The sequence below is a fragment of the Citrobacter portucalensis genome (assembly GCF_002042885.1).
GTDB lineage: Bacteria > Pseudomonadota > Gammaproteobacteria > Enterobacterales > Enterobacteriaceae > Citrobacter > Citrobacter portucalensis.
Genome location: NZ_MVFY01000022.1, coordinates 1 through 12,682 on the forward strand (window position 1 = coordinate 1; position 12,682 = coordinate 12,682).

At 46.5% G+C, this 12,682-nt stretch carries 13 protein-coding genes and 2 pseudogenes; 5 read left to right on the plus strand and 10 right to left on the minus strand.

Going from position 1 to position 12,682, the window contains the following annotated elements; genetic code table 11:
- Positions 1-261 precede the first annotated feature (261 nt).
- The 7 genes and pseudogenes from BZK40_RS22180 to rluE form a co-directional block, all read right to left on the minus strand.
- Positions 262-534 (minus strand): annotated as a pseudogene (locus BZK40_RS22180) (SOS response-associated peptidase family protein); the annotation flags it as partial.
- A gap of 469 nt (positions 535-1,003) precedes the next feature.
- Positions 1,004-2,374: an adenylosuccinate lyase gene (gene purB / locus BZK40_RS22185; protein WP_079935309.1), complete on the minus strand. Its 1,371-nt coding sequence runs from the start codon at positions 2,372-2,374 to the stop codon at positions 1,004-1,006.
- Positions 2,375-2,377: 3 nt separating this feature from the next.
- Positions 2,378-3,019: a high frequency lysogenization protein HflD gene (hflD, locus tag BZK40_RS22190; protein WP_003832401.1), complete on the minus strand. Its 642-nt coding sequence runs from the start codon at positions 3,017-3,019 to the stop codon at positions 2,378-2,380.
- A 34-nt stretch (positions 3,020-3,053) separates the two neighbouring features.
- On the minus strand, positions 3,054-4,160 hold the full coding sequence (gene mnmA / locus BZK40_RS22195; protein ID WP_003832402.1) for a tRNA 2-thiouridine(34) synthase MnmA: 1,107 nt from the start codon (positions 4,158-4,160) through the stop codon (positions 3,054-3,056).
- Positions 4,161-4,213: 53 nt separating this feature from the next.
- Positions 4,214-4,675 carry an NUDIX hydrolase gene (locus tag BZK40_RS22200; RefSeq protein WP_048235585.1) on the minus strand — a complete coding sequence of 154 codons (462 nt, stop codon included), beginning with the start codon at positions 4,673-4,675 and terminating at the stop codon, positions 4,214-4,216.
- 9 nt (positions 4,676-4,684) lie between these two features.
- Entirely contained in the window at positions 4,685-5,623 is a 939-nt protein-coding gene (locus BZK40_RS22205) for a hypothetical protein (RefSeq protein WP_079935310.1), read from the minus strand.
- Between the two features lie 34 nt (positions 5,624-5,657).
- Positions 5,658-6,281 carry a 23S rRNA pseudouridine(2457) synthase RluE gene (rluE, locus tag BZK40_RS22210; protein WP_003832405.1) on the minus strand — a complete coding sequence of 208 codons (624 nt, stop codon included), beginning with the start codon at positions 6,279-6,281 and terminating at the stop codon, positions 5,658-5,660.
- Positions 6,282-6,483: 202 nt separating this feature from the next.
- On the opposite strand from rluE, the gene icd reads away from it, so the two are divergent.
- The 3 genes from icd (at position 6,484) to BZK40_RS22230 (ending at position 8,983) form a co-directional block, all read left to right on the plus strand.
- Positions 6,484-7,734 carry an NADP-dependent isocitrate dehydrogenase gene (gene icd, locus BZK40_RS22220; protein WP_079935311.1) on the plus strand — a complete coding sequence of 417 codons (1,251 nt, stop codon included), beginning with the start codon at positions 6,484-6,486 and terminating at the stop codon, positions 7,732-7,734.
- A 534-nt stretch (positions 7,735-8,268) separates the two neighbouring features.
- Positions 8,269-8,742 carry an Ail/Lom family outer membrane beta-barrel protein gene (locus BZK40_RS22225; RefSeq protein WP_253193190.1) on the plus strand — a complete coding sequence of 158 codons (474 nt, stop codon included), beginning with the start codon at positions 8,269-8,271 and terminating at the stop codon, positions 8,740-8,742.
- 10 nt (positions 8,743-8,752) lie between these two features.
- Positions 8,753-8,983 carry a hypothetical protein gene (locus tag BZK40_RS22230; protein ID WP_079935312.1) on the plus strand — a complete coding sequence of 77 codons (231 nt, stop codon included), beginning with the start codon at positions 8,753-8,755 and terminating at the stop codon, positions 8,981-8,983.
- An 84-nt stretch (positions 8,984-9,067) separates the two neighbouring features.
- Here the strand turns inward: BZK40_RS22230 and BZK40_RS22235 are convergent.
- A pseudogene (locus tag BZK40_RS22235) lies at positions 9,068-9,187 on the minus strand (cytochrome b); the annotation flags it as partial.
- 88 nt (positions 9,188-9,275) lie between these two features.
- Positions 9,276-9,548 carry a hypothetical protein gene (locus tag BZK40_RS22240; RefSeq protein ID WP_063941461.1) on the minus strand — a complete coding sequence of 91 codons (273 nt, stop codon included), beginning with the start codon at positions 9,546-9,548 and terminating at the stop codon, positions 9,276-9,278.
- Positions 9,549-9,789: 241 nt separating this feature from the next.
- Here BZK40_RS22240 and BZK40_RS22245 point away from each other — a divergent pair, with 241 nt between their 5' ends.
- Both BZK40_RS22245 and BZK40_RS22250 read left to right on the plus strand, forming a co-directional pair.
- Positions 9,790-11,313, plus strand: a complete 1,524-nt coding sequence (locus BZK40_RS22245; protein ID WP_079935313.1) for a cyclic di-3',5'-guanosine monophosphate phosphodiesterase PdeG — start codon at positions 9,790-9,792, stop codon at positions 11,311-11,313.
- Between the two features lie 169 nt (positions 11,314-11,482).
- Positions 11,483-11,680, plus strand: coding sequence for a hypothetical protein (locus BZK40_RS22250; RefSeq protein WP_079935314.1), 198 nt, complete (start codon positions 11,483-11,485; stop codon positions 11,678-11,680).
- A gap of 31 nt (positions 11,681-11,711) precedes the next feature.
- Here the strand turns inward: BZK40_RS22250 and waaZ are convergent, their stop codons facing one another.
- Positions 11,712-12,488: a 3-deoxy-D-manno-oct-2-ulosonate III transferase WaaZ gene (gene waaZ, locus BZK40_RS22255; RefSeq protein ID WP_079935315.1), complete on the minus strand. Its 777-nt coding sequence runs from the start codon at positions 12,486-12,488 to the stop codon at positions 11,712-11,714.
- Between the last annotated feature and the right edge of the window lie 194 nt (positions 12,489-12,682).

Consider the following 12,682-nt stretch of genomic DNA (forward strand, 5'->3'; position numbering starts at 1 on the left):
TAAATATAGTAAGAGATGCAATTATTTATTGAGGTATTGTGAGGTGCTTTACTTTTTTCATGTGTTAATGCTGCGTCAAATTTTATAAAATTACATTAACCATTTTTACAATGTGACAAAGAAATATTCATAGGTTTATTAGAATCAGTGCAAGGTGTTAAGTACTCCAATTCCAACCACGTTACTGTTTTGACTAAGAGTATTCAATTGCTGACATGAATATATGATGACCTTAAGCGATGAAGATAGCTGCCGGAAATGCCAGAGTGGTTTAAACATTCTGCTGGTAGCAGCAGTTTCAGAGCGTGCATTAATTAGCGGTGATTTATCCCACCATCCGGGGGCGTATCCCCAGATAACTGGATCAAGATGAAGTTTCTCGTCACGTTCGCTCAGCAGCAGAACTTTGGTGCCTGGCGCCACGTTGAATCGCCCGATCGGTACCGGGTCATATGGGATATCACGTTCAGCTTCTTCAGCGAGCAGGGCGAGATAGTCCTCGCGTGTCATTGACTGTGAAAAGCGTCCACACATAGAAACCTTCAGCCAACTGTCAGACTGAAAGCATATGATATTGACTAGAACGATAGGATTTGAAGCTCCACACCACCAATATTCCATTATGGCTTTTAGCTTCTCAAGGTTGCCAAATGTCCGATAGACCACTACCCATTTTTACTTTTTTTGGGGCAAATTTGGGGGGCAAAAATCAGTTTGGGCCATGATCGGGGGCGATGAAATGACTCATATTGCCCGCAATTGTCCAAGACGATTTTTTATTAACTGATTGATTTTATGGTAATTAACTGTATTTACTGAATTTACATAATCAATTTTATAGTCTAACGCTGATTATGTGGCTGTGGGGATAAACATTTAATAAACCGGGGGAAGGGATAATCTCGCAGGCAATAAAAAAGCCGGAAACGCTGATGCTTTCCGGCTTACTACGATATGAACGGAAGGCCGGAACAGGCGCAAGCGCGCTCCGGCATCAAACAGATTACTTCAGTTCATCAACCATTGTGATGGCGCGACCAATATAATTGGCAGGCGTCATTGCTTTCAGGCGAGTTTTCTCTTCTTCCGGCAGCGCAAGACCGTCGATAAACTGCTTCATACCTTCGGCGTCAACGCGCTTACCGCGGGTCAGTTCTTTCAGCTTCTCGTACGGCTTTTCAATACCGTAGCGACGCATCACGGTCTGAATCGGCTCTGCCAGAACTTCCCAGTTATGGTCCAGTTCATCCAGCAGATGATCGCGGTTCACTTCCAGTTTGCTCACGCCTTTCAGCGTGGACTGATAGGCGATCAGCGCATAGCCAATACCTACGCCCAGGTTACGCAGAACGGTAGAGTCAGTCAGGTCACGCTGCCAGCGGGAGACCGGCAGTTTGCTTGCCAGATGCTGCAGTACCGCGTTAGACAGACCCAGGTTACCCTCGGAGTTTTCGAAATCGATGGGGTTAACTTTGTGCGGCATGGTGGAAGAGCCGATTTCACCCGCGATGGTTTTCTGTTTGAAATGGTTCAGCGCCACGTAACCCCAGACATCGCGGTCAAAGTCGATCAGGATAGTGTTGAAACGGGCGATGCAGTCAAACAGCTCGGCAATGTAGTCGTGCGGCTCAATCTGCGTGGTGTACGGGTTCCACTGGATGCCCAGCGAGGTGACAAACTCTTCGCTGAACTGATGCCATTCAACTTCCGGGTAAGCAGCGATGTGGGCATTATAGTTACCGACTGCACCATTGATCTTACCAAGAATTTCAACCTGGTTGAGCTGACGATACTGACGCTCCATACGGTAAGCCACGTTAGCCATTTCTTTGCCTAGCGTAGACGGGGTGGCTGGCTGACCGTGGGTACGGGAGAGCAGAGGAATATCGCGATACTGTACAGACAGATCTTTCACCGCGTCGATAAGCTTACGCCAGTACGGCAGAACCACTTCGTCGCGTGCGGTTTTCAGCATCAGCGCGTGAGACAGGTTGTTGATGTCTTCTGAGGTACACGCAAAGTGGATAAATTCGGAAACAGCATGCAGTTCCGGGATATCCGCCACTTTCTCTTTCAGGAAATACTCAACTGCCTTCACATCATGGTTGGTCGTACGCTCAATGGTTTTGATGCGCGCAGCATCTTCTTCATTGAAGTTAGCGACGATCGCATCAAGGAAACCGATTGCGTCGGCAGCAAAAGCAGGAACTTCCTTGATCGCTGCGTGCGCGGCCAGTTTTTGCAGCCAGCGTACTTCAACCTGTACACGGAATTTCAGCAAACCGTATTCGCTGAAAATCCCGCGCAGCGCGCTGACTTTATCGCCGTAGCGTCCATCGACAGGGGAAACGGCGGTCAGTGAGGATAATTCCATAGATCACAACTCCGGGGTTAAATGAGCAAGAATTTGTTTTGCCTGAGTCGTCAGGCGATTACGAGAAAACATGAGTTGCAGACGGCCTCCACCAACCTGATGCCAGAGCACGGCAGCACGGATGCCAGCCAGCAGCGAAGCGCGTACTTTAGCCTGTACTTGTGGGCTCTGAAGGATGGCCGGAGAACCCGTGACCTGAATACGCGGGCCGAGTGGGCTGATGACGTCAACATAAATGCCAGCCATCGCACTCATCAACGTTTCTGACTGCAAATCAAAATGGTCCAGCTGGCGCTGCAAGCCGCTAATACGGTCTCCCAGCGTGTCCATAGCGCCCTTGGCCGCTGACAGCTTACGCTCCAGCACCATCAGGCTTAGCGTATAGCGGGTGAGTTCCGCGTTCAGTCCCTGACGACTACTGGCGTTCAGCACGCCAAGCAGCGTTTCTAGGCCAAGACGCAGGTTGGCTTCGCTGCCGCCAAACACGCCCAGCGTAGAGCTGGGATTCATGTCGATGACACTGTTCAGTGAAACGTGTAATGCATCGGCATCACAATGCCCCTGGTGCGCCAGTTCCTGCACCAGGCGTGCCGACTGACAAATGCCTGCCAGGGCGAGGGTGATGTCATAATAATTCTTTGCCACGTTCACTGCTTCCTTGTATCAAATGTGTAAGTAATTATACCGGCAGAGGCAATCGTTGTTCGATAATGCCGCCGCCGAGGCACACTTCGCCATTGTAAAAGACAGCCGACTGACCCGGCGTGACCGCCGCGACTGGCTCGTCGAAAATGACTTCAATACGCTCAGCATCCAGTGCCTTAACGGTGCACGGAATGTCGGTCTGACGATAGCGGGTTTTCACCGTGCAGCGCATGGTGCCGGTGAACGGTTCGCGATCGACCCAATGCAGCTGTTGCGCCACCAGGCCAACGGACATCAGACGTGGATGTTCATGACCCTGAGCGACAACCAGAATGTTGTTCTCAACGTCTTTATCCACCACATACCATGGATCTTCTGTCCCTTCTTTCGTTCCGCCAATACCCAGACCTTTACGTTGACCCAGAGTGTGGTACATCAGCCCCTGATGCTGGCCAATCTCTTCGCCGTCAACGGTGATGATTTTGCCTGGCTGAGCCGGCAGGTAACGACCAAGAAACTCGCGGAACTTACGTTCGCCAATGAAGCAGATGCCGGTGGAGTCTTTTTTCTTGGCCGTAATCAGACCAAGATCTTCGGCAATTTTACGCACCTGCGGTTTTTCCAGTTCACCGACCGGGAACAGGCTTTGCGCGATTTGCTCATGGCCGAGCGTATAGAGGAAATAACTCTGGTCTTTATTGCCATCGAGCCCACGCAGCAGGCGGCTTTTGCCGTCGACATCCGCGCGACGCACGTAGTGACCGGTGGCGATGTAATCGGCACCTAAATCTTCGGCGGCAAACTCAAGGAAGGCTTTAAACTTAATTTCTTTATTGCACAGAATATCCGGGTTCGGCGTACGGCCCGCTTTGTACTCTTCAAGGAACAGTTCAAAGACGTTGTCCCAGTATTCTGCGGCAAAGTTGACGGTATGCAGTTCAATGCCGAGTTTGTCACAGACAGCCTGCGCATCCGCAAGGTCGGCGGCCGCTGTGCAGTATTCCTCGCCATCGTCCTCTTCCCAGTTCTTCATGAACAGGCCTTCTACCTGATAGCCCTGTTGTTGTAACAGCCAGGCAGAAACGGAGGAATCGACACCGCCGGACATGCCGACGATCACTTTTTTTGGGCTTTCAGACATAGGAATACTCACGACATTGAACTTCAAGGCGGCATATTCTAGCACGCAGCCCTTTACTTGACACCCTCTGTAAACGGCCAGTTAAATTCGCCGATCATGGCCAGTGGGTAGCGCTGTCCGCTCAGATAACAGCGAATACTCTCCGCAACCAACGGCGAACGCAGGTTTGGCGCAGAGAAAATCTCTTCTGCGCTGACCCAACGACAGCAATCTATATCGCTGTCATGGGGTTCTGTAGCGCACATATTGGCAAGCTCGATAGAGAAAAGAAAACGCAAAAAGGGCGTTCTGTCTGGCGCAATCCATTGATGCATACGAATGAAATGCTGTGGCTGCGCTTTAATGCCCGTTTCTTCCCACAGTTCGCGTGCTGCGGCTTGCACCAGCGTTTCATCGGCTTCCAGGTGTCCTGCAGGCTGATTCCACAAGGCTTTGCCATTGATCGTTTCTTCAACGACTAAGAATTTATCTTCTGCATGCACAATGCAGGCGACCGTGACGTGCGGTTTGAACATGTTTTCCCCTTATTCCTCAGCAAAACCTTCGGTAACATCTGGCCAGCTAATTTCACCGCTGGCCTTGTCGATACTGATATAAGCCACGGGAGGTGACGTTTGTGGGTCGGCCCCTCCTCGGCACAATGCGGTTTGATGATCCTCGCGCACGATAATCTCAATGGCCTTTTTAGCATTCCAGCTTTCATAAAAGATACATTGGTGGTCGTGACGTAGCCCAAGGGTGGCGACTCTCGTTGCCTTTTCTGTCGACAGCGGGTTGATGTCGTCGCGATAGTGGTCACCGCTGTTTATAGCCTGTAACTGCGACTTTTTTAACCAACCGCGTATGATTTGGCGATCGGTGGTGTAGTAGACCGCTTCCATAAAATCATCGTTGGATTGTTCTTGTACAGAGACGAGGTCGCCGGGCACTAAAAATACGGACGGGCTGCGACACTGTTCGGTTGGCATCGCATAGAACCATGCGCGGGTGTCTCCTGTTACCTGATAGTGGTTTGCGAAGGAGGAGGGTAAGAACCCGCGCTGCGACATCGCTTTATTTGCCCATGTCTGGCAAGACGCGCTTACTGCAAGCGGACTGGATAACGGCGTTAATCCATCTACCGAGATCCAGCCGGTGGCGAAGGTTCCTTTAGCGTCCCGATAACGTACGTAACGATAAGGCTCATCTTTGGAAAGCATGCCCGTGCTTTTGTAGCGCTGTGAACTCCTGAGTACCTCGACGGTGTCGCCATTGACCATGAACGCGGGGAGTTGACACTCTGTTGCTGGTGCAGAATAGAAATGCAGGCGTGAGTCGGTTTTTACTTTGGCAGACTCATAAATGTAGTTTGCCTCTCCGGCTGCTGTTCCGGCAATTGTCTCACAGTCCAGTTTTGCTGAACAAAACGGTGACACGCCGAGCAGGATGAATGCTGCAAAAAGCTGCTTATCCATTTTTTTCATTCTTCCCTGTTAACACTCACGTTAAACCGTACAGTTACGATTTCAGTTCCCGCCACTCGCCGTTAGCAAGATTTTCCAGCGTGTAATCCCCCATGGCATAGCGGATGAGGCGCAGCGTAGGAAATCCAACATGCGCTGTCATACGACGTACCTGACGGTTGCGACCTTCATATAAGGTAACTTTCAACCAGCTGGTGGGAATGTTTTTCCGTTCCCGAATCGGCGGATTTCTCGGCCACAGCCATACGGGTTCCTCTACTACTTCAATGCCTGCGGGTAGCGTGGGGCCATCATTGAGAGTTACTCCGTTACGCAGGGCGTCCAGCGCTTCTGCTGTCGGCTCACCTTCAACCTGGACGTAATAAATTTTCCCGGTACGCTTACCGGGTTGCGTTAACCGCGCCTGCAGCGCGCCATCATTGGTCAGCACCAAAAGCCCTTCGCTGTCCCGGTCGAGTCGGCCCGCCGCATAAATTCCCGGCACGGGAATAAAATCTTTTAACGTGCTTCTACCAGCCTCGTCAGTAAATTGTGGCAAAACATCGTAGGGTTTATTGAACAAAACCACGCGTTTTGGCTGGTTTTCTTTACGCTGCTTAGTGACTTGTCGTGAGCTGAATCGCTCAACCCGGTGATTTCTAAAAGAAGTTTTTTGCATGGTATTTTCAGATTATATCAATTGCCGCATTATAGCCTAAGAACGAGTGTCTTTCATGGCGGCGAACAATAGGGTAGTATTGACACGCTCATTACAAATCATTAACAAAAAGTTGCTCTAACGCATCCGTGTAGCAGGACGCAAACGCACATGCAGCGTGATGACAGACGAGCAGAACCAGAAGCGCTCGAAGGAGAGGTGAATGGAAAGCAAAGTAGTTGTTCCGGCGGAAGGTAAGAAGATCACCCTGCAAAACGGCAAACTCAACGTTCCTGAAAATCCGATTATCCCGTTCATTGAAGGCGACGGTATCGGCGTTGATGTAACCCCACCGATGATCAAAGTTGTCGATGCTGCTGTCGAGAAAGCCTATAAAGGCGAGCGTAAAATCTCCTGGATGGAAATCTACACCGGCGAGAAATCCACTCAGGTTTATGGCCAGGACGTCTGGCTGCCTGCTGAAACCTTAGATCTGATTCGTGAATATCGTGTTGCCATTAAAGGCCCTCTGACCACTCCTGTTGGCGGCGGTATTCGCTCTCTGAACGTAGCTCTGCGTCAGGAACTTGACCTGTATGTCTGCCTGCGTCCGGTGCGTTATTATCAGGGCACACCAAGCCCGGTTAAACACCCTGAACTGACCGACATGGTCATCTTCCGCGAAAACTCCGAAGACATCTACGCGGGTATCGAGTGGAAAGCTGACTCTGCCGATGCTGAGAAAGTGATTAAATTCCTGCGCGAAGAGATGGGCGTGAAGAAAATCCGCTTCCCGGAACATTGCGGCATTGGTATCAAACCGTGTTCTGAAGAAGGGACTAAACGTCTGGTACGTGCAGCGATTGAATACGCCATCGCCAACGATCGTGATTCAGTTACCCTGGTACACAAAGGCAACATCATGAAGTTCACCGAAGGCGCGTTCAAAGACTGGGGTTACCAGTTAGCGCGTGAAGAATTCGGTGGTGAACTGATCGACGGCGGTCCATGGGTGAAAATCAAGAACCCGAAAACCGGTAAAGAGATCGTGGTTAAGGACGTTATCGCCGATGCGTTCCTGCAACAGATTCTGCTGCGTCCGGCTGAGTATGACGTGATTGCCTGTATGAACCTGAACGGTGACTACATCTCCGATGCGTTGGCCGCACAGGTTGGTGGTATTGGTATCGCGCCGGGTGCAAACATCGGTGACGAATGCGCTCTGTTCGAAGCAACCCACGGTACTGCACCGAAGTATGCAGGTCAGGATAAAGTGAACCCAGGTTCCATCATTCTGTCTGCTGAAATGATGCTGCGCCACATGGGTTGGACCGAAGCGGCTGATTTAATTGTTAAAGGTATGGAAGGCGCTATCAACGCGAAAACCGTAACTTATGACTTCGAACGTCTGATGGAAGGCGCTAAATTGCTGAAATGCTCAGAGTTTGGTGACGCGATCATCGAAAACATGTAATCCAGATCTTGGTTTGTATGAGAACGGGAGCCGAGAGGTTCCCGTTTTTTTTACCTGCAAAATGCTTTCCTGGCGCTCATACTATTAAACTCATTTAAATAGCACTGAAGAACAAATTTTTATCTTTGCCATTACAATTTTATTTTTTTGATAATAATTTCCATGGCTGTCAATATTTCTTTATTTAACTCTATTCGGGTATGAGAACTAACTATAATTGAGTGGTGTTTGTATCTTATTGATTATTAGATGGGAAATAATCATTTTAAAAATAAGAAAAATATCGGAAATTTTTATAAAGAAGAAGCGTTTTAAGATTTTTTACTCTAATTTTAAATCCATTTTTATCAGCGTGTTATGACAGTTGATTATTCTGAGTGTTAGTAATGTCCAAAAAAGAACATTTTCTCCGATTGATGTTTTTTTACCTTTCTGTTTTTCTGTTGGCAACATGCTTGAGAAATAAAACTCAAAGCATGATTCCTTATTATGTGTGTTACTTACTATTAGTTGATGATGAAAATGGTTATTAAAATGCTAAGTTTAAAAACAGGTTTAGTGGCTTTTACATTATGTTTTGCTATGACGGTTTATGCAGGAGAAAGCGTAGTCACCGGCGGTTATGTACATACCCGGACAGATGGACAGAACCTTAATGGTTTTAACGCTAAATATGATTATACCCCAGATGAGAGTGATTTTGGTGTTATGACATCCTTAACCATTTCAGCAAATGACGATAATGATATAGATCGTGGTTATGGTTCTGCATTAGTCGGCGCAAGTTATAAAGTAAATGATGTGGTAAAACCTTATGTAATGGCGGGTATTGGGAGAGGTGCGATCAAAGCTAATGGTGAAACTGACACTTCTACAGGTTTTGCCTATGGCGCTGGTATTCAGTTTATCCCCATTGCAGGTTTCACTGTTGATGCAGGCTATGAAGGTTCTAAGGTCTTTGGCGCACAAGCTAATAGTATTGTAGTCGGCGCCGGCTGGAAATTCTAAGGTTATTTATATGAATAAATTAATGATAATATTGGGTGCGTTTTCTGCTGTTTCCTTGATGTCTGGTTGTGTATCAGAAGAACAACGCTTAGCAAAGTGCGAAGCGAAGGGAATTAGCCGTGATGTTTGTTATCACGAAGAAAAAGAATATTGGAATAATTACAGTGCTAATATGAGTCGACTGCAGGCCGCTAATACACAAGCGGATGCTTTCAAAGAGGCTATGAGTGATCACAAGTAACATAAGCATTATGATGACGATTAATATTTAAGAACACGCACATACGGTCTTGAGTGCTTATGTTCTTGATATTTTAATCATTTATTAATTATTCAAATGGTTATGCTCAGTCTTCACTCTCAAAAGCGTATTATCCTTCTGTATATAGTGATGAAATAATGCAGCGCCGGCATGGGCTGCAATTAGAAAGTAGCAGATATCGGCGAGCTGACTTCCCCCCAAAGCCAGAGTTTTTTATGATAACCATGGCCTTACTTTGGTTTGAGAAAAACGCTTCGTCTGCTGTGTGCAATTATTCTTTTGCTGAAAGTTTGTACGGAAATACATGCAGAGCGTTGGCTGCGATGGGATAAACGCCCAGGCCTTCTGTTCTGGCTTTGATTTCCTCGAAAGAGAGTGAAGGGGAGGGTTCTCGTCCGCCCCACAGATTAATGCCTTCAGGAACATCGTCCCGGCTGTACTCCTCGGCGATCTCGATGGTTCCGCCACTATTCAATTCGATGACAACGCTTTTTCCGTCAACAGGAATCAGGTTCCCGTCATTGTCAGTGATAAAGATTTTCATTTGATTACCTCTTATTAGTGCATTCCTATGATAGCAAAATTGGATGAGGTGCAACGCCGGTTTTGTACTGCGAATTTCAGTAATGATTTTATCAATAAATTAGTAAGTTACGTTGTTATTGAGGAAATGTGACTGGGCGCATGGCGACTTTTGTTTCTGTCTACCATGCTCTGTAGAGATAAATTAGAACACGTCAATGCTCATCGCAACGACTGATCAGTTTTCACCACAGGACATGAGAATGCGCAAAGCACTTTTACCGGTAACTGCTGCGGTGTGTCTTTTTTTAATCGGTGTTTTTATTCTTAATATGCAGCTTTGGTATTCCTCCTCGATGGAAACCCTCGGGGGGGCCAGATATGCCGCGAAAAATATGGATAACATACTTGATGAAGCTTTCCAGGCAACCCGTACCGCTATGCACATCGCTGAAAAAAAATGCGATTTGGAGGGGCAATACCAACTTGGAACCGAAGCTGCGCTCCGACCCCATTTGCGAACGCTGATAATTATTCGACAGGGGAAGGTTTGGTGTACCTCTTTGCCGGGTAATCGGATATTACTTAAGCATATTCCCGTTATAGCTGATACTAATTTACAACTGACTCCCGCAAGCAATACCGAGAATGAAATACCAGTTCTGCTGTATCAAACACGTTTTCGCACAGGCCGTATCATCGTCACTATAAGTGGCGTGCATATCCGAGGGGCACTGAATGTCCCGTTAGCGGGAGTAACCTACTCGTTGCTTGTGGGTGACGCAGTACTCGGTTTATTGGGTGATGTGAAACCTGTTGCTGCAAATGCGCAGAAGTTTGGCCAAGTGAATTCCGCGAAATATTCCTTCAGCATCATTTACGCTGAACCACCATTGTTTAGTGCTAACAGGCTGATCAGGCATGGCGGAGGGATCCTGATTTTTATCCTACTGATATCGCTCGCCGCCGCATATGCCATTGATAAGTATCTGAACAAGAACGATACCCCTGAAGAAACGTTGCGCAGGGCGATAGTAAAAGGAGAGATCGTGCCTTTTTATCAACCTATCGTAAATGGTCGCGAGGGGACGTTACGCGGTGTTGAAGTGCTGGCCCGATGGAAACATCCAAAAGCCGGATATATCTCTCCTGCTTCCTTCATTCCCGTCGCTGAAAAATCAGGTCTGATAGTGCCACTAACTCAAAGCCTGATGAGGCAGGTCGCGGAAAACATGAACGCCATTGCCAGCAAACTGCCATCCGGCTTCCATGTCGGCATTAACTTCAGCGCATCCCATATCACATCCCCTACATTCGTGCAGGAGTGCCTGCATTACAGGGATAGTTTTAACCGCGATGACCTCAATCTGGTAATCGAAGTTACTGAGCGCGAGCCGTTAGATGTGGATGAAGATCTTGTGCAGAGGCTCAATATCCTGCATGAGAATGGCTTTGTGATTGCGCTGGATGATTTTGGTACGGGCTATTCTGGGCTTTCTTATTTGCATGACCTGCACATTGATTACATTAAAATCGATCAGAGCTTTGTGGGAAGGGTAAATGAGCTTCCCGATTCAACCCGAATTTTGGATTGCGTCCTCGATTTGGCGCGCAAACTGTCTTTAAGCATAGTTGCTGAAGGGGTTGAAACGAAGGCTCAGCTCGATTATCTCAACAAAAACAACATTGTTTTCCTGCAAGGGTACTATTTCTATAAACCAGTAACCTTCACTGAGTTCGTCATGATTCTGCTGTCAAAGCCTAAAGTGAAGGTTTTTGTCGAATAAATACAAGATAACCTTATTGATCAAAAGTGAGCATGAAATCTGCTTCGGTAGCAAAAATCCGACGATTATCTTTATCGTGAGACAAATCTCAGATTCTGTTAGTTAAAATCTATACCCTTATCGATGTGGTGGTTATTTATGTTTTCATATACAGCAACTGGATAATGGTATGGCAGATATAACATTCGCGATGGAGCGTGATTCAAGTCACAGAGCGGCGAAAAATAAGTTGGATGTGCGAAGCAAAGCGAAGAACACAAATCGCAACCAGCTTGCGATTGCCGCAGTACTATTTTTAGGCGGTATCGTCGGGGTTATTGTTTTGGCATTGTACCTAATGGTGCAGGAAGGGGTGTTTTTATATTGATTGTTTAAATATTCTTATCATTGGTGTATTGCTAGTAGGAGCTGGAACAAGCTACTTCTTCTGTCTTGATGAACGGAATAACATCGTAGGGAATAGCAGTTTGTGGGGAAAGATTGTAGATCTTACCGTCATAGTGGCTACTTACATAAGAAAACGACCTTAATATAAAGCTAAGATCAGCGGGGAGAGTCGTGGGTTGGGCGTTAACTTCGTTGTAAAACCGTTTACAGCTACCTTTCAAATCTAAACCGGAAAAAATTATTCTTTCAAACTTTAGACTAATGGCTATTTGTAACGCGCTAAATGCGACCGTAGCACTACCAAAATGGCCATGTGTTACATTAGTTGAAAATGCAATTGTTTTCACTTTTCTGAATGCAGAACATTTAATTCGAAGATTCCTGTTAGTCATTGTTTTTATTTTATAGCGAATCTTTCTACCGATACCACCTCTGGATTTGCAAATGTCCTTTAACAGAAAACATGTGTTGAGCAAGTACTCTGCCTCTGTTGAATCAGCTCTTTTAATAACATCTTCACTAATAAAGGTATGCTGAGCACAGGAGGAATACTTATGAAATAAGTCTTTATTGTTTTCATAAAATGAGCCATCACAAACAACATAGATAAAAATAGGGATGTTGTTGTCGATTAAATGACCGGCACTTCCGTTTACGCAAATAAAATTTTTATCACGCATTCTACTTAATGGCGTGTCCAATGATGATGGTCCGGACAGGTAAATAATGCAATCATCGGAAATTCTATTTTCCATTATCTTATTTAATATATTGTGTGTGATAATCATTGCTTTTACCATGAATATTATTTTTGCAAATGTTACCACTTTCTTTATGGGCTTTCAAATCAGTAATAATGTTGACTTTTATTATATAAAGTTGATGAATGAATTCATAAAAATACGAAATGTAATTATGACTCATGGTAATTATTCTGAATGAATATAATTCATGGCGGTTATGAATGTACCGTGCTATGGAC